This window comes from Erythrobacter sp. (assembly GCF_011765465.1).
Lineage (GTDB): Bacteria > Pseudomonadota > Alphaproteobacteria > Sphingomonadales > Sphingomonadaceae > Erythrobacter.
The window spans coordinates 557,598-578,662 of sequence record NZ_CP050265.1 but is presented as its reverse complement, the minus strand read 5'-3'; the positions used below and the strand labels follow the sequence as shown (position 1 = coordinate 578,662).

Genomic DNA, 21,065 nt, shown 5'->3' with positions numbered 1-21,065 from the left:
GCCGCCCTCCTAGCCCGCGACCCGCAGGAGCGGCTCGGCACCGGTGGCGAGCATTCGGTCGAATAGTTGCGCGAGCGAGCTTTTCAGCGCCGCTTCGTCCTGCGCCATGTCGATCGTCTCGACGCTGAGGGATTCGCGCCCGCCCGCGATGCCGAAGGGCTTGCGAGCCAGCGGCGCTTCCCCCGGCACGCCCGGATAGAGCAGCATCAGCCGCTCGGTGTCGTAGAGCCGCGCATAGGCCATCAGCTGGTAGACATCGGCCTGGCTCACCCCGTGCTTGCGGTCGAGCGGGTCGGCGCTCAGCCTCTTCCATTTGGTGTCGATGATCGCGAGGATTTCACCGCTCGCACGCAGGATGATGTCGGGCTTGGTGCTGAAGACCGTGCCGCTTTCGAGACGCTCGCCGGTGAAAGCGCCGAGGCAGGCGCGGTGGCCGCCCTGTTCGATCACCTCGATCCCCCACCCGGCCAGCGCGCGGCGCAGCAGGACCGCGACGTATTTCTCGAACAGGTCGTTCATCGGGAACAGCAGGGTCAGTCCGTCCGGCGCCTTGGCCGCATGGTGGGTCGCCTGCCAGTCGCGCTGGAGCAGGACCTCGGCTAGCCGGAACAGCGCGGCCCAGCGGCGATTGGTGCGGTCGATGCGCACCTCGTTCCACGGCAGCAGCGCGAGAGGCATGAGCGGAATGTCGGCGAGCGTATGGCGCAGTTCGTCGAGCTTGCGCCGGGTGGCGTGAGAGCGGGCATGGCGCGCGAGGAAAACGCTCGCCGCCGCCATGATGCGCATCAGCGGCGTGTCCGCCTCGAGCTCGTCGAAGCGGCAGGCGAGCCGGTCGGGCCGCACCGCGTTGCGGGTGAACTGGCGGGTCACGTCCAGCCTTCCGCGCAGCGCGGCAAGGTCGTCCTCGTGCTGGCGATAGGCCCGCGGAAGCCCGCGCCGCACTTCGGCAAGCAGGCGCGTGGCGAAGGCATCGATCAGGATTTCGAGCAAAGTCGCCTTCTGCCGCGCAATGGCCGCTTCGGCCCCGATGTCGAGATCGAGCCCGAGCGCGACGTCGAGCATCCGCACGAGCCTTTCGCGCACCGCCCTTTCGCTCTCGCTGTCGTCCGCATCGGGATCGACCTTGGGCAGGATCTCGAGGCTGCACCCCTTGGCGGCGACCATGCCGACCATCTGCCGGGCGACGATCCGGTCGCGTCCCAGAACAAGGATATTCGTCGCGTCCTCGCGCGCCAGCGGATGCTCGCAGGCGGCGGCGTGGAGCGCGTGGGCCTGTTCGCGGGTCAGCCCCTCGCCGAATTTCGCATGGCCCCATTCGCGGATGGTGATGTGGGTCATGGCGCGAACGCCTCTTCGATCGCGCGAGCGTGCCTCGCGGCCTCGCCGGTGAAGCACGCGAGCCAGCCGCGCCACGAACAGGCAGCGAAGCGGACGCGGCATCCGGCGACGGCGGCGTGGAAGTCCTCGACCTCGCGGCGATGGGCGAGGAAGGCGTCGGGCGAGTAACCCCCATCCTGCGGCTCGGCGTAGAGATAGACCAGCACCGGGGCATGGCCGGAACGGGTCTCTTCGCTTGCAAGGCCCAGCGCGTGCTTGACCAGCTGCGCCGCGTCGAGGTGGCGATAGCGCCGCGGCTCGGAGCGAAGGGCGTCCCGCATGGCGCACCACCCCTCCATGCCCTCACTCCAAACGTCGCGGTCATAGGCGTCGGACAGTTCGGCCACCTTGGCGTCGCGGAAAGGTTCGTGGCGCTTGGATTCGACGCCGATCACGTGGGCATCGGTCCACAGCACCGCGTCGAGCCAGGGATGACGACCGCCGCGCCAGGGGAGGCGAATTTCGCGCTCTACCGCGACTTCGCGCACCGGGCCTCTAAGGTCGGAAATCGCGGGGAAAAGCGGGCAGTCGGAGGGGCGGTCGATGAACCAGCCGAAGCCGTTGGCGGCGAGCGCCGAGCTGCTCTGCGGGCTGGCGAACTTGCCGCTCGCGATCTCGTTGCCCGCCGCCTGTCCGAAGATCGCGCGCAGCCGCGCCTCGGGCACGCCGGGCAGGAAGATGGGGTCGTGTTCGGTCAAGCCGCCACCTCGCTTACCGGCGGCGAAGACGGCTTGCCCGATACGAGGCGGTCGTATGCCCCGGCGTCGAAGGTATCGCGCACCCGCCAGCTCTTCAGCGGCTCCCCGCCCTCGCCCATCGGGTCTTCGATCGTGTCGCATTCGAGGAAATTGCCGCCCTTGTCCTTCTCGCCCAGCACCGCAGCGAGGCGGTTCCAGTCCTCGAAGAAATATTCCTGCAAAAGCGGGATGACCTTGTCGCGCATAACCGCGTCGACATCGGCCTTGGTTTCGCAGCCGATGAAGAAGGCATGGCCGATCCGGTGGTCGCGATCGACGAGATATTCGATCCGCCGGTTCATCGTGTCGAGCACCTTCGCGAGCGGAAGCCCGGTCGCCTCCTCGGCGTCGCGGAAGGCTTCGACGGTGGTATCGGGCGCCATCTCCTCGAACCGGAACCGGCGCCGCAGCGCGGTGTCGAGCAGCGCGATCGAGCGGTCGGCGGTGTTCATCGTGCCGATGATGTGAAGGTTCGCCGGCACGCCGAACTCGCGCTTCGAATAAGGCAGCCGAACCTTGAGCGCATTGCGCATCCCAAGCCGCTTGTCGGGCTCGATCAGCGTGATGAGCTCACCGAAGACCTTGGAGATGTTGGCGCGGTTGATCTCGTCGATGATTAGGACGTGCGGGAGGAGTTCGCCTTCCTCCGAGCCCGTCTGCGCTTCGTCATCCGGTTCGCTGTTGATCAGGCGTTCCAGCAGATCGAGATGGAGGCGCTCGCGCGGGAGTTCGTAGATCGTCTTCATGCCGAAGCGCGAGTCGGTGACGAGTTCGCCCACCGGCAAACCCTCGGGATCGCTCCAGACCCAATCGACCTTGCGCCGATGCGTGTACCGGCCCTCGGGACGCGGAGCATATTCGTAATCGCCTTCGACGAACCCGATCGCGCGGAAGGCGTTCAGCCCCTTCGAAGCGACGATGATGTCACCCTCGCTCAAGCGGTTCCGGAACCGGTCGGTCATTCTGACCATGTGGGAGCGTTCCGTGATACGCTCTTCGGGAAAGCGTTCGCGCAGTTCCGCCAGTATCGCATCCGGATTATCGAAAAGCGGGTCGCTCCAGTCGACATCCCGGAAACTGAACAGTGCCTGCCCCTGCTCGAGAGCCTCCTCGAAAACCCAGGCGCTGTGCGGATCGTTGGATTGTCCCAGCGACATCTTGAAGATTTTCCTGCCCTCCAGCGAAACTCCGCCGTCACCGCCGCGCACGCGCTTCTGAGCTCGGTCGGCGATACGCGCGAAAAGGCCGCTCTCAGCCTTCAGGCTGAACCCGGCGCCCTCGCCCGATCCGTCGGTATCGGGGCGAAGCCCTTCGACGAATTCCTCGTAGCTCAAGCTCTGGTGGAAAGTGACCATCTCCACCTGCCTCGCCTCGACCAGTTCGCGGTAGCGGTTCATCAGCGCCGCGCGGCCTTCGGCACTGTTGGGGTAATCCGCCTCTCCGTCACACAACCGCACTGCTTCGCGCGCGGTGCGGTAGGTCTTGCCTGTGCCGGGCGGGCCGTAGAGGATGAGATTGGTCGGTGCGGCGACCGCCGGCCGATCTTCATCGTCCGCCCTGTCGGCGTATTCATCCGGCCAGAAAGGTCGGCGCCCGATCGAGGGTGCTTCCCACCTTTCAATTCGATCTCGCGCGGCGTTCAGCGCTGCGACGAAAGCCGTTGCGCCTTCTTCATCGATCGAAAACTGGCCCGACAATCCGATGTTCGGCGAGGAATGGCTGAAATCGACGGACGAAGTGGTCATCAGCAGGCGTCCTGCCGTGGCCGCAGCCTTGCGCGCGCCGAGCTCACGCCGACCGAAGCGAAGCTCGGGAATGTTCGTCGGATACCAGTCCAAACCGACATCGTTAACCGCCCTCGCCATGCGGCAGAATGCCTTCACCTGGCCTTCGCTCCATGCGCTCCGCCGCTCGCGAAAATTCGGGTCGCTGTCGAAGCGTGCCAGCAGCTCTTCGTCCGTCATATCTTCCTCGCTCCCCGGCTTCTTTTGACAGGTGACCCAGATGAAGCCCTGGACATCCCACAGGTCGCGGGGCTCCCAGCCCCATTCCTCGTCCATGATGCGCCGCAGTTCGAAAACCATCGCGTTGACCCGCTCAAGCTCCTCGCGGGACAGAGGCGCATGGGCGAAAGCAGGCTCGCCGATGAGCGCCCGCATAGCGTTGTCAGTCGGTGTGGAGCGGATCGGCATGACGGTCTGCGGATCGACGAGCCCGCGCAGCATTGTCGGAAACATCCGGCTTTCGGCGAAGGGGTTGCCGGGGACGCTATCGCGCATCGTCGGCCAGAGCGCGTCGAGCCAATCCGCGATGGCTTGTGAAGCGTCACCTGCCCTTGCGAGGCGCCCAGTCGCCGCTTCGACGAGGCCCGGTTGTGCTTCGCGTGCACTGTCGATCACCTTCTGCGCGCGCCAATCGATCAGGTTGCTGTAGAGCCCCGCGCGTCCAGCGAGCAGCTCGATCAGCGCGGCACCGAGTTCGGCATCATCGGCTTCCGACAGGTCGCGCGTCAGCCGCGCCGCGTCTTCCACGAGCGCGCGCTTGTAATCGCCTTCGCTCTCCGCGAAGCTCGGGCAATCGGAGAAGGTCTCGAAATCGGGATGCCGTTCGAGGAACAGGCGCCTCATCCGATCGAGAGCGGCCCGGTCCGGAATTGGTTTCGGCGATCCTGCGGAAGCCTCGGCTGCGAACTTGCGATAATATCGGAGAGATTGACGCAGGTGGTTGCGTTCTCCCTCGTTCCCGAGCTCGGACGGAAGCGCAGCCGGATCTTCCAGGAGCGCCGCGACACGCTCGATTTCGCCGTTGTCGATCAGCCTGTCGAGATCACCGAAGTGCCGATCGAGCTTGCGCATCTTGCTCATCTGCGTCCCGATGGTGCTCTCGGCGAGCCCCCTTCGGCGCATCCATTCGCGGACATCCTCTTCTCTCATCTGCTCCCCTCCTCGATCACCCATGCAAGGGTATTCACCAGCCGCAGGTGATCAACGCTTTTCGCGTCGAGTTCCAAAAGCTTCGGATTGGCGACGACCAGCGCCAGCGTGCGCGCCCGGCTGATCGCGACGTTGATGCGGTTCTTCGAATAGAAGAAGTCGACATGGCGCGGCAGGTCATCGGGCGTCGAGGTCGCGAGCGAGACGATCACCACCTCGGCCTCCTGCCCCTGGAACTTGTCGACCGTGCCCACCCGCGCCGCCTCAGGCAGCGCGGCGGCGAGCGCGTTCACCTGCATATTGAAGGGCGCGACCACCAGGATATTTTCCCAGCCGATCGTGCCCTCCTTACCTGTAATGTCGGTGAAGGGCGTGCCGATCAGGCCCTCGGCGAGTTCCTTCACCCGCGCGACCTCGGCGTCGCTGCGCTGGCCGCAGCCCTTGTGATCCATCGCGACGAAACGCAGGCCGCATTCCGCAAGCGCGGGGTCATGGCCCGGGGAGAGGTGGAGGCGCTGGCGCGCGCAATCGGGATGCGCCTTCAGCCGCCCGTCATAGACCGCGTCCGAGATGAAGCCGCAGATATGGGGATGCATCCGCCAGCTCGTGTCGAGGAGGATGCCGCGATCGGGCGCGACGGTCGCCTCGCCCTTGAGCATATAGTCGAGCGCCGACAGCCCGCTCTCACCCGGATGCGCGCCCTGGATCGGCTGGGCGAGCTGCATCTGGTCGCCCACCAGCACGATGTTGCGCGCCGCCGAGCCCATCGCGAGCAGGTGGCCGAGCGAGACCTGCCCCGCCTCGTCGACGAAGAGATAGTCGAAATGCCGGTCGAGATCCTCGTCGGCGAACAGCCATGCCGTGCCCCCGGCGAGATCGGGGGCGTAGTCGATCACGTCCTCGATCGCCTCGACGTCGGTGATGACGCGCCCGCCGAGCCGCTGCTCCTCCTTGCCGCGCGAGTTCTTCTTGACCCCGACGAAGTCGAGCCCCGTCTCCGCCGCCACCTCCTCGACCTTGGCGAGGAGGTTGTTGATCGCCTTGTGGCTGTTGCTCGAGACGCCCACGCGCTTGCCCGCCGCGATCAGCGAACAGATCACGTGCGCGCTGGTGTAGGTCTTGCCGGTGCCGGGCGGCCCCTGGATGAAGAGGCAGGTCTCGTCCATCGCGAGGCAGCGCAGGGTCGCCGCCTCGACGAGGCTCTCGCCCTCGCGCACCAGCGGGCCGCCGCCCCAGTCGATGAGGCGCGGCGGCTCGCGCTCGATAAGGTCGCACAGCGCGCGATAAGGCTCCGTGTCGGTAAGACCGCAGGACCACGTCTCGAGCCCTTCCTCATCGGTCTCGCCGTGGAGCCATTGCTCCTCGTTCATGCCGCACCATGCCATGGCCACGCGGCGCACCGCAGCGATCAGCGTCGCGTTGGGGACGGTCGGTTCGGGGATGAGCGAGCCTTCTTCCGGCCAGAAGCCCTTGGCTCTCGGGCCGCGCTTGATCTCGACCCAGCCGACTTCGCGGTCGAGGCCGACGATAACCCCGACATTGCCGAGCGTCGGCGCGTGCTTGACCTTGTCGCCCAGCTTCAGCTTCGTCTCCTGCGGCGGGAAGCGATAGCGCGCAACCGTGCTCTGCTTCTCCTTGCGCTGCCAGACGCCGTCCTCGTCGGGATCGGGCGCGATCATGCCGATGCATTCGCCGTCCTCGACCAGTTCGTCCGGCTCGCGCTCGCAGCGGTCGAACATGGCCCAGAGCGCGGGCTTGTCAGCGCGGCGGTGGAACTGGGTGAGGTGGCCGACGAGTTCGCGGCCCTCGGGCGTCGCCGGGATAGCGCCGCCCTTGATCGCAGCGATCAGGCGCTGGGCGCGCTGCTCGGCAAGTTCGCGCGCCTCGGTCTTCTCTTCGGGCACGTCGGCGACCGGACCGGGCTCGCGCCACGGCAGGTCGTCCATCCGCAGCTCGACCAGCCAGTCGCGCAGCGCCTCGGTGTTCTCGCAGTCGACCCGGTTGTATTCGAGGATCCCGTCGAGGATCGCCGCTTCGCCCGTCTCGCGCCAGCTTTTGTATTCGACCACGGACTGGTCGGCCTTGGTCACGTCGCCCTCGCGCTTTTCGGCGAAGAACACTTCCATCGTCTTGAGCGACAGGTCCGGTTCGGACGTGCGGATCGCCTGCCGCAGGACGGCGTAGAGATCGACGAAGCGCCGCTGGCGCAGGAGCCGGTCGAGCACCTCCTCGCGGCTTGCATGAAGGGTCGAGAGACGCCGCAAGGCGGTGATCTCGTAAGGCGCGTAATGGTAGACGTGCGCGCCCGGATTGCGCGCGAGATGGTCGGCCATCCAGTCGATCGTGTCCTCGAACGCCTGCCGCTCGCGGACATGGTCGTGGCCCCAGCGGTGGCGGAATTCGCTCCGCCCGCCCTCGCGGTAATGCACGCCCCAGAGATATTCGAGCCCGCCTTCCTCCAGCGGATCGCCCTCGAGGTCGAAGAACAGGTCGGCGGGGTCGGGCTTTGGCAACTGGAGAAAACCGCGGCCCTCCTGGACTTCCAACGTTTCGGTCCGCGGATCGCCGCCTTTCCGCCGCGCCTTCTGCAAGCGGGCCTGCGCGCGCAGCCTGGCGAGCGTTTCGCGGGCCATGCGCGGCACGCGGAAATCCTCGCGCAGTTCGGCAAGCTGGGACAGGCTCTCCACCCTCGCCTCGCGCAGCTTCTGCGCCTGCGGGACGCTGAGCCCGGCTACAAGCGAGAGGTGCTCCTCTTGCTCCCACACCGAGCGGCAATGCTCGCGCCAGCTGCACAACTCGCAGGCGGCGCACGGTTCGGGCGAAGTGCCCTCTGCGCCGCTTTCGACGAAGGCGAGGAAACGCTCGGATGCCGCCCCCAGCACGCGGGCAAATTCGCTCAGGCGAAAGCTCTCGCGCCGTCCGTCGCCCAGCTCGACATGGACCCGGCGCGGCTCGCGACCCTGCACGCGCGCGATCATGCGGGCATAAAGGCCGAGCTGGACGATGTAGGACGCCTTGGCCGAACGGGCGAGCTTGGTGTCGACCGGCTCGTAGGACCAGTCGCCGAGGTCCGACGGCTGATCGACCCGCTCGAGGAAATCGGCAAAGCCCATCCACGGCGGCTGGAGGAAGGCGGCCTGGAAGATGACCTTGGCCCCCGCTTCCATCGCGTCGCGGGTGAGGCGCGCGCGCTCCTCGAGCGAGCGATTCTCTGGAATGGAGACAAGCCCGCCCTCGGCCGCGAGCTTCTCGCGGTGGCGCTCCTCATGATCGAGTCCCGCGCGCTGGACGAGCTGCGCCATCTCGCCATCGGCACAGCGTTCGGGCGCCTTGTCCGGCTCGAGCAGCCGCAGCTTGTCGAGCGCGCTCGCATAGGCGCAGCCGAGAAAGCGGACGAGGTCGGTCGGCGAGAACAGCAATTGGGAGTGGTTGATCTGCATTCGGTTTCCCTTCGCCGACCGGCTTACGGGCGCGATACGACAGATTCGGTCATCAAATACCTAAGCTGTTGGAAAATATGCGATGAGCGATGGAGGGACCGCGGTGCCGAGCCGCCACAAGACTCAGCGAAGGAAAACCAGCTCGGGAATCGCGTCGGGCCCGATCCAGACGATCGCGTTCTGTCGATACTTGCGCCCCAGCGCGCCGCCCTCGCGCTTGCCGATCCCAAGCGCGAGGAAGCTCGCCTCGGGCGGCCATTCGGTGTCCTGCCCCTGGCCGTAGCCCTCGAAAATCGTCGCTCCCGCCTTCTCCAGATCCCGCCGCAACCCGGCCATCGCAGCCTCGTTCGCGCTTGCCGACGTCGCCTCGCTGAACGGATTTTCGGCGGTGATGAAAACCGCTTTCCGCGCCGAGGTAGCCCGAAGCAGGTCGGCTAAGGCTTGCGACCATTCGCCGATCCGCAGCGGGAAGCGGTTATCCGCCAAGCTTACCCAGTAGTCGGTCGCGCGATAGGCGGCGATCAGCGAGGCCGGCAGTTCAGTCCCGCTCATCGGATAACAGCCTCATTCCAGGCCATGCGGAGACGTCAGTCGCCCCGCGCCAGCCGCTCGGCCCAGGCGGCCTTGTCCGCGCCTCGGTAGTCCTTGCGGCTTTCCATCAAGAGGGCGGACTGGAGAACCATTTCCTTCTGCATCCGCGGGGAAAAGTCGCGTTCCACACTGCGGGCGAGCAGTTCGAGTTCGCGCACCATCCGCTCCGCTCCGTCGAGGCCGTCGACATAGCGGGCGAAGTGACGCAGCTGGCCCCGGACATAGTCCCTCGCCTCTCGGAAGGCGCCGTCGCGGTTCATGCGTGCGGCGGTCGAGACAACGTCGGCGCTCCAGATCCGCGCGACGATCGCGGCAAGTTCGACATCGCGCGGCTGGGCGGTGTTGCGGGAGCCTTCCGCAGCGGCGAGGCGCAGGATCACGGGATCGCTTTCGAGCATCGCCCCGTCATCGACCGCGCGTGCAGAAGCGGTTAGCCGGAATTCGAGCTCGTCGCGGGCCCGGGCCGTGGGACAAGTGACCTTGAACACCGCGATCCGTTCGACATCGTTCTGCACCGGGCCGAGCGAGACGAGCAGCCCATCCGGCCGTCGCTGCGTGTTGCCGAGGCCGAGCGGCTCGACCTCGACGCCCGCCGGAACGGCAAGGTCGATTGCCGCATCCTCGACGATCGTGCCGAAGATGTCGTCGAGCTCGCCCAGCAGAACCGAGGAAATCTCGCTCGTCAGTTCCGCATCGTGGAGCCGCCCGCCCCCGCTTTCGGCGAGGCCGCGCAGCAGGTGTTCGTCATAGCCGTCGCCGATGCCGAGGCAGGAGGTGAGCACGCCGCGCAGGCGCAGTTCGCCGGCGTGTTCGCGCAGTTCGGCCGCATCGGTGATGCCCTCGTTCGCGTGCCCGTCGCTCAGGATGATGACGCGCGGGGTCATGGCCGGGTCCGCTTCCGCGATCCGGGCAGCGCATTCGACACCGGCGAACCAGCCGCCCGACAGATGCGTCATCCCGCGCGTTTCGAGCCCGGCAATGGCGGCGCGGATGCGCCCGGCATTGTCATGGGTCGCCTCGAGCGAGTCGCAATGCACCTGCACGTCGGACGCGAAGGAGACGAGGCTCAACCGGTCGCCCTCCCCCAGCCTTTCGGCAAGGCCAGCGGCTGCCTGTTTCGCGGCCTCGAGCTTGCCGCCGCCCATCGAGCCGCTGGCGTCGATCACCAGCGCGATGTTGAGCGGGGTTCGCTGCCCCCGCGCCTCCCCGTCCCGCCGCGCCCGCAGGCGGGCGACGCAGTAGCGCACCGACTTGCCGCGCTCCCAGAAGAGCGAGCGATCGAAGGCCGCCTCGGCGGTGAAGGTCACGTCAGTCATTCCTTGCTCTCCCTGTGAGAATGGCGCGGATGTGATCCGCGAGTTGTTCGAACAATGCCCGCTCGCCCGGTTCGAGATCGCCGCGCACGGACAATTCGAGATCGGGGGTGACGGAAATCCGCGTCCAGATGGACCCGCGCGAGCGCCGCGGGGCGGGCGCTTCAAGGACCCTGGCGAGTTGCAGGACAAGCTGCTCGATCGCGGCAAGGTCGGTGTCCTTGCGGAGTGCGCGCGACCGGAGAAAGCGACCCTTTTCGAAACGCTCTCGGGGCAGTTCGAAGGACGCCCGCTCGAACGAGGCCATGCGCGCATCGCTGCGAAACAGGTCATCCGAGCTTTCGCGGACGCGGGCCGGCGATTGCGCCTCGCCGATCCGCCTGAGATAGTCGCGGGCGCTCTCGCTCGAAGGCAGGGTCGGCCCCGCCTCGAGCGCCCATGCGCGGATCTGCTCCTCGCTCGCCATCATGAACTTCTTGCCGATTTCGGCGAAGGAGAGGCCGTGCACATCCTTGAGCGCGCGAACCGCGAGCGCCCGGTCCGCATTGCTCGCCGGATAGCGCGCCCCGCGGCCCGGTTTGAACGGCGGCGCGAGCAGGCCCTCGCTCACCCAGGAGCGCAAGGTGCGCGGTTCGACACCGGTGCGCTCGCTCAGTTCCTCGAGGGTTAGTTCATTGTCGTCCATGTGCCGACAGATAGCCCATTAATACGCCATGTCAATATGTCGTATTTATCGCTTGCGCACTTTCCGGAGCCTCGCTATTGTCGCCCCAGCATCAGGAGAAGGGTTCGACCCTCGCCAACCTGCCGACCCGGGCAAGGTGGCTCCCGCAAGGGGATGTGGCCGAAGGCAACCAAGCGGGCTTTCGTGCAACATCGGTTCTTTCTCCTGCGCGCAGACAGGAGAACAGACATGACGAACATTTGGCAGACCGGCGACCTTGCCCTGTGCATCAAGCAGGGGCGCTGGCGCGATACCGCAACGCGCGAGGCGGTCGATTTCGGCCCGCGTGCGGGACAGATCCTCACCGTCGCCCATGTCGGGCGCGGCTCCACCCCGCACGGGGCCACAGTCCTGCTGGGCTTCGACGAATGGGGACGCGACAGGTTCGCCGCCGGGAACTTCGTGCGTGTCACGCCCGATGCGGACAGGTCCGAGGCGGAACAGGAGAGCGCGGCGAGCAGCCGCGTGCGCGCCGCCGAAACACCTCCGGATCGCGGTGAGGCCGAACCTTGCGACGATGTCGGGGAGCGCCTCGAACAGGTCGAGGAACTGCTTGGGCGCAAGGAACTCGGCCGGTTCCATCCCGAACTGGGCGACGTCTACGACCAGCTCGAACCCGAAATGCAGCGCAAGCTCGACAGCATCATCAGGACGACCCTTATCCAGAAGCGGCTCCATCTTCGCTCCGGACGGGCGCAATAGCCGCGGCGTCCGGGCTCACATCCATCATGCGCGCGCCCGGCGTTCGGCACGTCGGACACGCCGAGGCGCAGGTATCCAAGGAATTCGACCAATGAACCCGTTTCACGTTGGCGACATCGTCCGATGCATCGACGACACCGGCCTGCCCCCGGACCCGGTCGATGACCCCGCCCAGCGGCTTCGCGCCGGGCGGCTCTACCGCGTCGGCGCATTCACTCGCGACGAAGGAGGCGAATACGGCGTTCGTCTCGTCGGCGTCCCCGATCTGCCGCAGGGCCGAGGCTGGAGCATCGCGCGCTTCCGCAAGCTCGAGGCGGCGGGCGATGATTTCCTTGCTTTGCTCACCGACCTTGGACGGACACGATCTCCCTTCGAACAAGCCCTGTGCAAGCTGCTCGACCAAAGGGCGCATCTCGAAGGGACGATCTGTACCTATGTCCCCGGCATGGCCGCCGAGTTCGCCGGAAGCGAATACCGCGCCGCCTTCGGGGCGATTCCGCCATGGGTGCTGGCGATCCATCCCAAGCGACGAATGCCCCTCTACCGCCTCGCCAGATCGGCCGAGTGCCCACTGCCACAAGCCTGCCCGAGACCCGCATGGGAAGTGCGAGAAGGCGGGGATGGTCGATCGGAACTCGTCAGGGTCAATCGGTTCACCAGCTGGAAGCAACCCGCTCGCGGCCCGGGTCCGGACTAAAGCTCTCTTGCCAGGCACCAGCCGCCCTCATCCGCCCGCCAGCGCCCGCGCCACCGCGACCATCGCCCACGTGTCGCGCGCGCAATAGGCCTTGAGCGCCTCTTCCAGCGCCTCGCGCCGCAGCGGGTCGCAGGCCGGGTCCGCCGCCTCGAGCCAGGCTGTCTGTGCGTCGCCTCCGTCCTTCACCTCGAGCGCGGCGTAGTCGAGTTCGGCGGCGATGGTCGGCAGGACCGCCTTGATCGACCAGCTGCCGCGCTGGTCGCGATGATACCAGTGCTCGCGCGTGAGGGGCAGGAGATCCACGGTCGCCGCAGCCATGGCCTCGAGCCTGTCGCCAAGGTCCGGGAATTGCGCGGCGAGCTCGCGCAGCACGCGCCGCTCGAAGGGGGCGAAATAGGCGATGATCGTCGCGCCTTCGGGGATCGCCTCGACCAGCGCCTCGGCGCAAGGCCGCCGCGGGTCGCTGCCGTCGCAGATCAGGAATTCGTGATGCGTCATGCGCCCGCCGCGCCGCTCGAGGTGGAGCGAGAACTGGAACGGCACCTGCTGATAGGGACGCGTGCCGACCCAGCGCGGGATCGCGGGCGCGATGGTCTCGAAATCGAGCCACGCGCGCGGCCAGCCCCAATCCGCCATCGCCCGGCGCGCGCCCTCGGGGTCATGAAAGGGCCGCGTCGCGGGTCGCGGCGAGGATGCGGGCCTGCCGCGCGGTGAGGTCGCCCTCGGCGAGATCGAGCAGGTCCTCGATGCCTTTCTCGATCCAGCCCTTCCCCGCCCCGTTGGGCAGGACCGTCACCGGCCACTCGGGCCCCGGCGGCAAATCGCGCCCGCAATAGGCGGCGAATTCGCAGGCGAAGGGCGAGGAGCAATGCTCCCCCATCTCCCGCTCGGGTTCCGGGCCTGAAAGTACGGCGCGCGCCTCGGCCACCAGCGCGGGGCGCCCGGCGATCGCCTCCTCCAATTCCGCGAGCAGTTCGGCATCGGCGAAGAGCCCCGCATAATCGCCCTCGCGCGTCAGGACGAAGCTCGTGTCGACATGGCGGATGCCGGCGCGCCTCAGGTCGAGGCCCGTCTCGCGCATGACCCAGATCTGCGTGGCAAGGTCGCCGTAGTGATAGTCCTTGGGCCTGGTCGAACTCTTCACCTCCGCCGCCGCCCAGCCGCTTTTCTCGAGGCGTTCGAGCACGTCGACCCGCACCAGCACGCCGTCATGCTGGAAGGTCGCCTCGAAGATCGGCCCCGGATGATCCGCTGCGATCAGCGCCTCGGTCTTGGCGAGCGCGGCGGCGAGATCGGGCTCGGCCTCGACCATGACGCCGCCCGGATGGAGCGAACAGGCGATCTCGCCCACCGCGTTGCCGGTGGCGAAACGCATTTCCGCGCCCTCGTCCTCTTCAGCGAGATCGGGCCGGTGTGTCTGGAGCCAGAGCCGCTTGGGGCATTGCTCGAAAGCGGTGATCTTCGACTTGGAGAGGCCATAGCGGCGGGGTCGGTGTTGGGTCATGCCGCCCTTCTATCCAACACGTGCGACAGAAACGGTCGTCACTCCTCGATCACCGGGTAGAGCGGCATCGCCCAGTCCTCGTCCGGGTTGTCCATCATCAGGTCGATGAACAGCGGCAGGAGATGGCCGAGCAGCGCCGCCCCGTCGCGCACCTGCGCGCGGTTGGCGGCGCTGTTCCAGGTCGCCCCGCCGTGCAGGAGCTGGTTCCTGAGCACATAGAGCCGGTCGAACACGATCGACAGGACGACCGGCGTGTCCCCTGCGGCCAGCGCATTATGCGCGGCGCGTTTCGCGGAATCGAAGCTGATCTCCCAGCCCGCCCCGCCCGGCTGCCCTGCGTGGAACCGCCAGAACGGCGCGAAGACATAGCGGTTGTCCAGCAGGACGCGGATCTCCTGCCCGAAGCGCCTCCACAGCGTGTCGTAGAGCCGGTTCTCGGCATCGAGCGCGACCAGCGTGCGAAAGAAGTTCTCGAACCGCGCGCGCTCGTTCGCATGGCTCGCCCGCCGCGAAGGCGAGCCCTCATCGTCGAGCGCGCTTTCGAGATCGCCCGCATAGGCGGCGTTGAAGCCGATCCACAGGAGGATGAAGCGCGTGTCGAGATCCCCCTCCTCGCGGTGCGCACGCAGGAGCCAGCTGAGCGCCCGGTGCACGCGCAGGGTCAGCGCCAGCGAGAAGCCGTCGCGCACGGCACGCTGCTTTTCCTTGAGGCGGATCGGGTCGAGAGTGTCGTCGCTAGCCATAAGATGACGTTAGCAAGAGGAATGTTGCGAATCCGATACCGCTACTCGGCGCAGAAAACGGTCGCCCGCTTCTCGTGCCACTGCCTAATCCTTCACCTCCCAGACCAGAAGCGGTGACTTGTCCTCCCGGCTCGCGGTTTCGAGCCAGTCACGCCCGGAAACGCCTTGCTCGAGCAGGCTTTCGAGCGTCACGCCCCGCGCGGCGCTCGAAGCCTCGATGGTCCGAAGGCGCGAGACGGGATCGACGAGCCGCGTCCGCTGCTTCGTGATTTCCGCATCCCATTCAGGCGTGCCCAAGAGGTCGCCGCGAGCCTGCAATTCCAACACCGCCGCTTTCGCAGGCTTCATGCTGCCGAGCAGTTCGGACATCTTCCTGGTGCTGGAAAGCGATGCTTCGAGTGCCGCCTTGTTCTCGTCCATCGCGAGGCGGGCCGTGATGCGAAGGGCGGAGGCGAGCGCGAAAGCCTCGACGGCGGGGACGGCCACGAGGAACATCGCATCGCTTTCAAGCGCGTCTTCCGCCTGCCGGTGGAACTGGCCAGCAAGTTCGTGGGCTTCGTTGGCAATGTCGGCGAGCTCGCCGCGACCGTCGGTCAGGAACCAGCTTTCGTCGAGCTTCTCCGCCAGTGTCCGCAGGCTCCTGCAATCCCTCGCCCATGGCTCCCGCCACAGCGCATCGAGCTTGGCATCGATTTTCTCGAGGTCGGAATGGATCGAGGCGATCCCGGCCTCGAGCGCGGCGATCTTGTGGTTCAGCATCGCGAAGCCCGCGATAGAAATGCCGATCGAAGCGGCGTTGAGAGCAAGTCCGGCGGTCTGGAATTGCCGCAGCGCCTCGATACCCGACTTGATCTGTTCGTTCTGATAAATCTGGGCGCCCTGCGCGGCGAGGTTGAGCACGCCGGTCAGGGGGTCGCCCGGCACCTTCGACAACAGTTCGACCATGGGGCGGGCTTCCTGCAGGTGAGCGACGATCCTGCCGGAAGAGGTCGAGCGGATTATCGAGCCCACGACTTCGAGCTGGTTGGCCTTCACGGCCACCTGAAGATGCTTGGGCACCTCGCGAAGAAGGATTTCGGAGGCAAGCATCACAGCTCCTTCGCCTTGCGGGCAGCTTCGAGGAATTCACTCTCGAGGGTTTCGAGAAGCGAGGGCTGGTCGCCCTTGCCCTCGAGCAGGACGGCGACGACGAATTCCTTCGATTTTCTCCTTATCCGGGCCTGTGTCCGCGACCACAGCTTGCTGGTCTGGATCGCGCCCGTCGCCACTCCAAGCGCGGCGACGGCGGAACCGGCCGCGACGACCGGCCAGCTGATCGTCGTGACGGTGGCAAAACCGAACAGGACGGCGGTCGTGCTAACCGCCATGAAGGGGAGCGAGGCAGCCGTCGCCGCCCCGACGCCCAGCGGAACCACCGCAGCTGCGATGTCGCCCATGCCGTCGAACGGGCTGCCGTCTTCCGGCTCTGTATCGAGCCTGCGGGTCCAGTGAAGCTTGAGGTCGACCAGTTCCGCAAGCGTTTCGTTCGCGTCCTCGATCAGGGCGACCGCAAGAGGCTCGGCGACTTCGCGCGTGATCGGCACGACCTTGGCGCGCAGGAACCGCGCCGTGTCGTAGCCATCGCGCCAGCCGGCCTGTTCGATCTCCTTGTCGATCGCACGCAGGATGTCGGCCGCCGCCTGATTGAGAATGCCGGCCGATTTGAGCGTCTGCTCTTCGGCCCACGCGTCGAACTTCCGCCCGAAGAACACGCTCTCGAAAAGCTTTCGTGCGCCCATCGCCCCTCCTTGCCCCGATATGCCGCCAGCTTTGCCATCGAGAACCTCGGAAGGTTTTAACTTTAGACTTCATCGAAGGGTCAAGATTTTTATTTCATCTCAGCCGCCAGGAGTGGCGATGAAAGCGCGACATCTTCGGTCCGCTCGACCCGCTAAAGTCATCGAACCGGCCACCTCGTTCCTGAGCTTCACCGAGAAAATCGAAATGCCCCATTTCCCATCGACTCCCTTCACCCCCGATGACCCGAACCCCTCGTGGTGGGTAAAGGTCGTCGGGATGCTGCAACAGAACTGGGCCTTGCCGGTATTGCTGGCGGGCAAGCCCGTCCTGCTTTTCGTCGGGGACGACGCGGGCATATTCGACCGGATCGACTTCGACGATATGCGAACGCTCAGAGATGCATTGGTAAATAACGGGTTCGTCGAATTCGCCCACGATCCAAGCCTGCAGGATTTCCTCGCCCCTCCCGCCTTTCCCCTCTCCATCGGGAAGCATCCGAACGGCTTCATCTATTCGTCGGGGAGGTTCTGGCGCTGATTTGGGGGCGGCTGTTGTGATGCCCGTAACCACCCCTCCACCCACGGCAGACCTCCCGCCACAAGCTGCGCGCCTCCGCCGGTCGGCGGGGCGGACTGCCCGCCCGGCCATTCGGTAGATTCCCGATGTGTCCCCCTGCCGAGCCTCGCTAGCCAGAAGCAAGGCGGCTGCGGTGCGCCGGTCGCCTGCGAAAGGGGAATGGGGACAAGACCTTGGCAATGGGCGATCCGATCCGAAAGCGCTGGTTCGCCGCGCTGGTCTTCACCGGGCTGTTTGCAATCGCCGCCGCGGCCGCGTGGTTCCTGCTCAACCGTCCGCGCGAATTGGACGTCCTTCCTGTAACGCGCGGGCCGGCAGCCGAAATCGTCTACGCGACCGGCTTCGTCGAGGCCGAGCACCCGGTCTCGGTCTCTTCGCGCATCACCGCGCCGGTCGAGCGCGTGCTCGTCGAGGAAGGCGAGCGCGTGACGCGCGGCCAGCCGCTCGTGCGGCTCGATGCGAGCGAACAGCGCGCCCTGATCGAACAGGCCCGGGCCGAGGCGCGCGCCCGGACGCTCGCCGAAGAGCGCATCACGGCGCTCCATTCCAAGGGCTGGGTGACGAAAGCCGCGCATGACGAAGCGGTCGCCGCTGCCGCGAGCGCGCGCGCCTTGCTGGCCGCCGGCGAGGCGCGGCTCGACCAGCTCACGCTGCGCTCGGGCATCGACGGCATCGTGCTGCGGCGGGAGGTCGAGCCGGGCGATCTCGCCATGCCGGGCCGGACGCTGCTCGAACTGGGCGATCCGGCCGAGGCGCGGGTCAGCGCGACGGTCGACGAGCGGGACATCACGCGGGTGCTCACGGGCCAGCGGGCGCTGCTCTCCTCGAGCGCGCTGGGCGCAAAGCCGATCGAGGGGCGCGTGGTCGAGATCACCCCGGCCGGCGATCCCTCGCAGCGCGCTTTCCGGGTTCGGATCGCTTTCGACGAAGCCGTGAGCCTGCCTTTCGGCCTGACGCTGGAGGTCAACATCCTCACCACGCGCCGCAACAATGCCGTGCTCGCACCGGCTTCGGCGGTCGCGGACGGGGCCGCGTGGCTGGTCAGCGACGGGCGGATCATGCGGCGCCCGGTGCAAGTCGGAATCGCAGGCGGCGAGAAGGTCGAAATCCTCTCCGGCCTCGCGCCGGGCGACCTGGTGGTGAGCGATCCGCCGGGCGATCTTGTCGAGGGCGAGCGGGTTCGCCAGCGGTGAGCGGGCGATTCGCCCTGCTGGGCTCGATCGCGCTGCGCCATCTGGCGCGGCGACGCAGGCAGACGATCGTAGCGGTCAGCGGGGTCGCGGTTGGAGTCGGCTTCTTCCTCGCCGTCTCGGCGCTGATGGTCGGCAGCCAGGCCGATTTCCTGCGCCAGCTGATCGACACCGCGCCCCATGTCATCATCTCCGACGAAATCCGCAGCGCCCCGCCGCAGGCGGGCGAACGTGCCTTCGCGGGCGGCGCGGTCGCGCTGCGCGGCTACCGCCCGCTCAAGGAAGCGCGCGGGATCAAGGACTGGCAGGCCATCCTCGCGGCGGCGGAAGCGGACGGAGACGCGATCGCCGCGCCGAGCCTCACGGGCGGCGCGACGCTCAGGCTCGGCGGACAGGACGAGGCGATCGCGATCATCGGCGTGGACCCCGCGATCGAAGCGCAGATCAGCACCATCGCCGACCAGCTGCGCGAAGGCAGCCTCCGGAATCTCGAAACCGTGCAGGGCGGGATCATCATCGGCGAGGAACTGGCCGAGCGGCTCGGGCTGGGGATGGGCGATGTCGTCGCGGCGACCGCGGCTTCGGGCAATGTGCGCACGATGCGGATCGCGGGGCTGTTCAAGCGCGGCCGCGCCCAGCTCGGCCCCAACACCGGCTATGTCCTCGTGCGCGAGGCACAGGCCCTGCTCGAACGGCCCCATGTCATCAACCGGATCGGCATCCGCCTGTCCGACCCTTACGAAGCGGAAGCCTTCGCGGCGCGGCTCGAGGAGCGGTTCGGATACAAGGCGCAGAGCTGGCAGGAGCGCTCCGCCGACATCCTCTCGCTGCTGGTGACGCGCAATGTCATTATGTATTCGGTGGTCGCCGCGATCCTGCTGGTGGCGAGTTTCGGCATCTACACCGTGGTTTCGAACAGCGTTTCCGACAAGCGCCGCGACATCGCGATCATGCGCTCGATCGGCTTTTCGGCAGGCGACCTGCAGGCGGTGTTCGTCGTCGAAGGGGTGCTGCTCGCAGCGGTCGGCGTGGTTTTCGGCTGGGCGCTGGGGACGGGGTTGATGGCCCTGCTCGGCACGCTCGAATTCCCGGTCGGGGGCGATGTCGAGCGCATCCCGATGGACCGCTCGCCCCGGCAATACGCGATCGCGGCGGGAGCCTCCTTCCTTGCCGGGGCGCTTGCCGCGTGGCTGCCGGCGCGCAAGGCGGCGAGCGTCGACCCGGTCGAGATCCTGCGCGGATCGACATGAGCGCGGTCCTCGAAGCGCGCGGAGTCGGCCGCGTCCTTGCGGGCGAACGCGAGGTCGTGCTGGTGCGCGATGCGACGCTTCGCGCGCCGAGCGGCGCTTTCACCGCGATCGTCGGCCCGTCGGGATGCGGCAAGTCCTCGCTGCTTTACCTGCTGGGCCTGCTCGACCGCCCGACTTCGGGCGAGATCTTCGTCGAGGGGCGCGCGGTAAGCGACCTGTCGGGCGACGCCCTTGCCCGGCTGCGCCTCGAACGCTTCGGCTTCGTCTTCCAGTTCCATTTCCTGCTGCCCGAATTCACCGCGCTCGAGAATGTCCGCCTGCCGATGGAGCGACTGGGGCGCATCTCGCGCGAGCAGGCCCGGACGCGCGCGATGGACCTGCTCGAAGAACTCGGCATCGCGGACAAGGCAACGCGCCTGCCGAGCCACTTGTCCGGCGGCGAACGCCAGCGCGTCGCGATAGCGCGCTCGCTGGCGAACGATCCGCTGGTCGTGCTGTGCGACGAGCCCACCGGCAATCTCGACAGCCGCAATTCCGCGCGCGTGGTCGAGACGCTCCACCATCTCGCCCATGACGAGCAGCGCGCGGTGATCTGCGTGACGCACGACATGGACATTGCAGGCGGGGCCGACCTTCAGGTCGAAATGCTCGACGGTCGGATCGAGCGGATCATCGACCGGCGCGAAAACGACACCGCAGCGTGCACCGGATGAAGCCGCCGGGAGGAACACCACCGCCCGCCGAGACAGTCCTCGACGTGATCGACATCCACAAGGCTTTCGGTGCCCGACCCGTTTTGACGGGACTTACCCTCTCGGTTGCTTCGGGCGAGGCGGTCGGGCTGTTCGGCCGCGACGGAGCGGGCAAGACCGTCGCCTTTCACTGCGTCCTCGGCCTGCTGCGCTGCGACAGCGGGCGCGTGGTCCTGCACGGAAAGGACGTATCCCGCCTGCCATTCTACCGCCGCGCGCTGCTGGGCCTCGGCTACCTGCCCGAACAGCCTTCGATCTATCGCGGCCTCAGCGTGGCGGACAACATCCTGGCGAGCCTGGAGATCGTCGAGCCGGACGGGGAAGCCCGCTCGCAAAGGCTGGAAGAACTGCTGTCCGATCTCGGCATCGCGCATCTGAGGGACCGCCGGGCGACCTCGCTTTCCGGGGGCGAGCGTCGTCGCTGCGAAGTCGCGCGGGCTCTCGCGCTCGATCCCTCGGTGCTCCTCCTCGACGAGCCGCTCAAGGGTATCGACCCGCTTGCCGTCGCCAGCATCGGGGAGCTCATCGTGCAGGTCAGGCAACGCGGGGTGGCGATCCTCATCACCGACCAGAATGTCCGGGAGACGATGGCCGTGATCGACCGCTGCTACCTGCTCGACGAGGGCAGGATCGCTTTCGCAGGAAGCCCGGAAGAAATGCTGCACGATGAACGCGCGCTCGCCCGCTACCTCGGTCAGGCAAGCGGTCCCTGACCTGTCCGGGCGCGCGCTGGAAGGGCCCTTCCCCGTAAGTTTGC

General features: G+C 67.1%; 19 protein-coding genes and 1 riboswitch. Of the genes, 7 read left to right on the top strand and 12 right to left on the bottom strand.

From position 1 onward, the window contains the following. Positions 1-9 precede the first annotated feature (9 nt). From G9473_RS02735 to G9473_RS02705, 7 genes are all read right to left on the bottom strand, one after another. Positions 10-1,338, bottom strand: a complete 1,329-nt coding sequence (locus G9473_RS02735) for a restriction endonuclease (protein ID WP_291135748.1) — start codon at positions 1,336-1,338, stop codon at positions 10-12. After that, positions 1,335-2,075 (bottom strand): hypothetical protein, encoded by a 741-nt coding sequence (locus tag G9473_RS02730; RefSeq protein ID WP_291135746.1) that lies wholly within the window; start codon positions 2,073-2,075, stop codon positions 1,335-1,337. Before G9473_RS02730 ends, G9473_RS02735 begins: the two co-directional genes overlap by 4 nt. Continuing rightward, a complete protein-coding gene (locus tag G9473_RS02725) occupies positions 2,072-5,047 on the bottom strand; it encodes an AAA family ATPase (RefSeq protein WP_291135744.1) in 2,976 nt (991 codons plus the stop codon). Before G9473_RS02725 ends, G9473_RS02730 begins: the two co-directional genes overlap by 4 nt. Further along, entirely contained in the window at positions 5,044-8,487 is a 3,444-nt protein-coding gene (locus G9473_RS02720) for a TM0106 family RecB-like putative nuclease (RefSeq protein ID WP_291135742.1), read from the bottom strand. The genes G9473_RS02725 and G9473_RS02720 overlap by 4 nt, the downstream gene beginning before the upstream one ends. 123 nt (positions 8,488-8,610) lie before the next feature. Continuing rightward, positions 8,611-9,039 carry a DUF3293 domain-containing protein gene (locus G9473_RS02715; RefSeq protein ID WP_291135740.1) on the bottom strand — a complete coding sequence of 143 codons (429 nt, stop codon included), beginning with the start codon at positions 9,037-9,039 and terminating at the stop codon, positions 8,611-8,613. Between the two features lie 35 nt (positions 9,040-9,074). Continuing rightward, positions 9,075-10,394: a VWA domain-containing protein gene (locus G9473_RS02710; protein WP_291135738.1), complete on the bottom strand. Its 1,320-nt coding sequence runs from the start codon at positions 10,392-10,394 to the stop codon at positions 9,075-9,077. Then, a complete protein-coding gene (locus tag G9473_RS02705; RefSeq protein WP_291135737.1) occupies positions 10,387-11,076 on the bottom strand; it encodes a helix-turn-helix domain-containing protein in 690 nt (229 codons plus the stop codon). Before G9473_RS02705 ends, G9473_RS02710 begins: the two co-directional genes overlap by 8 nt. An 83-nt stretch (positions 11,077-11,159) precedes the next feature. Further along, positions 11,160-11,259, top strand: a riboswitch (SAM-I-IV-variant riboswitch). 45 nt (positions 11,260-11,304) lie between these two features. Between G9473_RS02705 and G9473_RS02700 the strand changes: the two genes are divergently transcribed. Then, positions 11,305-11,817, top strand: a complete 513-nt coding sequence (locus G9473_RS02700; protein ID WP_291135735.1) for a hypothetical protein — start codon at positions 11,305-11,307, stop codon at positions 11,815-11,817. 91 nt (positions 11,818-11,908) lie between these two features. Continuing rightward, positions 11,909-12,514: a hypothetical protein gene (locus G9473_RS02695; protein ID WP_291135733.1), complete on the top strand. Its 606-nt coding sequence runs from the start codon at positions 11,909-11,911 to the stop codon at positions 12,512-12,514. A 27-nt stretch (positions 12,515-12,541) separates the two neighbouring features. On the opposite strand, the gene G9473_RS02690 is transcribed toward G9473_RS02695, so the two are convergent. The 5 genes from G9473_RS02690 to G9473_RS02670 all read right to left on the bottom strand — a co-directional run bounded on the left by G9473_RS02690 (position 12,542) and on the right by G9473_RS02670 (position 16,539). Further along, positions 12,542-13,150, bottom strand: a complete 609-nt coding sequence (locus G9473_RS02690; RefSeq protein ID WP_291135731.1) for a DUF2779 domain-containing protein — start codon at positions 13,148-13,150, stop codon at positions 12,542-12,544. A 22-nt stretch (positions 13,151-13,172) separates the two neighbouring features. Continuing rightward, positions 13,173-14,018: a hypothetical protein gene (locus G9473_RS02685; RefSeq protein WP_291135729.1), complete on the bottom strand. Its 846-nt coding sequence runs from the start codon at positions 14,016-14,018 to the stop codon at positions 13,173-13,175. A 38-nt stretch (positions 14,019-14,056) separates the two neighbouring features. Then, positions 14,057-14,761, bottom strand: a complete 705-nt coding sequence (locus G9473_RS02680) for a HEPN domain-containing protein (RefSeq protein ID WP_291135727.1) — start codon at positions 14,759-14,761, stop codon at positions 14,057-14,059. Between the two features lie 84 nt (positions 14,762-14,845). After that, positions 14,846-15,850, bottom strand: coding sequence for a hypothetical protein (locus G9473_RS02675; RefSeq protein ID WP_291135726.1), 1,005 nt, complete (start codon positions 15,848-15,850; stop codon positions 14,846-14,848). After that, entirely contained in the window at positions 15,850-16,539 is a 690-nt protein-coding gene (locus G9473_RS02670; RefSeq protein WP_291135724.1) for a hypothetical protein, read from the bottom strand. The genes G9473_RS02675 and G9473_RS02670 overlap by 1 nt, the downstream gene beginning before the upstream one ends. 205 nt (positions 16,540-16,744) lie before the next feature. Here G9473_RS02670 and G9473_RS02665 point away from each other — a divergent pair, with 205 nt between their 5' ends. The 5 genes from G9473_RS02665 (at position 16,745) to lptB (ending at position 21,021) form a co-directional block, all read left to right on the top strand. After that, positions 16,745-17,077 (top strand): hypothetical protein, encoded by a 333-nt coding sequence (locus G9473_RS02665; RefSeq protein ID WP_291135722.1) that lies wholly within the window; start codon positions 16,745-16,747, stop codon positions 17,075-17,077. A gap of 218 nt (positions 17,078-17,295) precedes the next feature. Next, positions 17,296-18,309, top strand: coding sequence for an efflux RND transporter periplasmic adaptor subunit (locus tag G9473_RS02660; protein WP_291135720.1), 1,014 nt, complete (start codon positions 17,296-17,298; stop codon positions 18,307-18,309). Further along, entirely contained in the window at positions 18,306-19,556 is a 1,251-nt protein-coding gene (locus tag G9473_RS02655; RefSeq protein ID WP_291135718.1) for an FtsX-like permease family protein, read from the top strand. The genes G9473_RS02660 and G9473_RS02655 overlap by 4 nt, the downstream gene beginning before the upstream one ends. Next, entirely contained in the window at positions 19,553-20,269 is a 717-nt protein-coding gene (locus G9473_RS02650) for an ABC transporter ATP-binding protein (protein WP_291135717.1), read from the top strand. The genes G9473_RS02655 and G9473_RS02650 overlap by 4 nt, the downstream gene beginning before the upstream one ends. After that, the gene (gene lptB, locus G9473_RS02645; protein ID WP_291135716.1) at positions 20,266-21,021 is read left to right on the top strand and encodes an LPS export ABC transporter ATP-binding protein; all 756 of its coding nucleotides are present in this window, start codon (positions 20,266-20,268) and stop codon (positions 21,019-21,021) included. Before G9473_RS02650 ends, lptB begins: the two co-directional genes overlap by 4 nt. Positions 21,022-21,065: the final 44 nt, after the last annotated feature.

Coding starts and splice junctions, on each gene's coding strand:
- G9473_RS02735 (WP_291135748.1), bottom strand. CDS start 1,338: ATGACCCACATCACCATCCGCGAATGGGGCCATGCGAAATTCGGCGAG.
- G9473_RS02725 (WP_291135744.1), bottom strand. CDS start 5,047: ATGAGAGAAGAGGATGTCCGCGAATGGATGCGCCGAAGGGGGCTCGCC.
- G9473_RS02720 (WP_291135742.1), bottom strand. CDS start 8,487: ATGCAGATCAACCACTCCCAATTGCTGTTCTCGCCGACCGACCTCGTC.
- G9473_RS02715 (WP_291135740.1), bottom strand. CDS start 9,039: ATGAGCGGGACTGAACTGCCGGCCTCGCTGATCGCCGCCTATCGCGCG.
- G9473_RS02710 (WP_291135738.1), bottom strand. CDS start 10,394: ATGACTGACGTGACCTTCACCGCCGAGGCGGCCTTCGATCGCTCGCTC.
- G9473_RS02705 (WP_291135737.1), bottom strand. CDS start 11,076: ATGGACGACAATGAACTAACCCTCGAGGAACTGAGCGAGCGCACCGGT.
- G9473_RS02700 (WP_291135735.1), top strand. CDS start 11,305: ATGACGAACATTTGGCAGACCGGCGACCTTGCCCTGTGCATCAAGCAG.
- G9473_RS02695 (WP_291135733.1), top strand. CDS start 11,909: ATGAACCCGTTTCACGTTGGCGACATCGTCCGATGCATCGACGACACC.
- G9473_RS02690 (WP_291135731.1), bottom strand. CDS start 13,150: ATGGCGGATTGGGGCTGGCCGCGCGCGTGGCTCGATTTCGAGACCATC.
- G9473_RS02685 (WP_291135729.1), bottom strand. CDS start 14,018: ATGACCCAACACCGACCCCGCCGCTATGGCCTCTCCAAGTCGAAGATC.
- G9473_RS02680 (WP_291135727.1), bottom strand. CDS start 14,761: ATGGCTAGCGACGACACTCTCGACCCGATCCGCCTCAAGGAAAAGCAG.
- G9473_RS02675 (WP_291135726.1), bottom strand. CDS start 15,850: ATGCTTGCCTCCGAAATCCTTCTTCGCGAGGTGCCCAAGCATCTTCAG.
- G9473_RS02670 (WP_291135724.1), bottom strand. CDS start 16,539: ATGGGCGCACGAAAGCTTTTCGAGAGCGTGTTCTTCGGGCGGAAGTTC.
- G9473_RS02665 (WP_291135722.1), top strand. CDS start 16,745: ATGCCCCATTTCCCATCGACTCCCTTCACCCCCGATGACCCGAACCCC.
- G9473_RS02660 (WP_291135720.1), top strand. CDS start 17,296: ATGGGCGATCCGATCCGAAAGCGCTGGTTCGCCGCGCTGGTCTTCACC.
- G9473_RS02650 (WP_291135717.1), top strand. CDS start 19,553: ATGAGCGCGGTCCTCGAAGCGCGCGGAGTCGGCCGCGTCCTTGCGGGC.
- lptB (WP_291135716.1), top strand. CDS start 20,266: ATGAAGCCGCCGGGAGGAACACCACCGCCCGCCGAGACAGTCCTCGAC.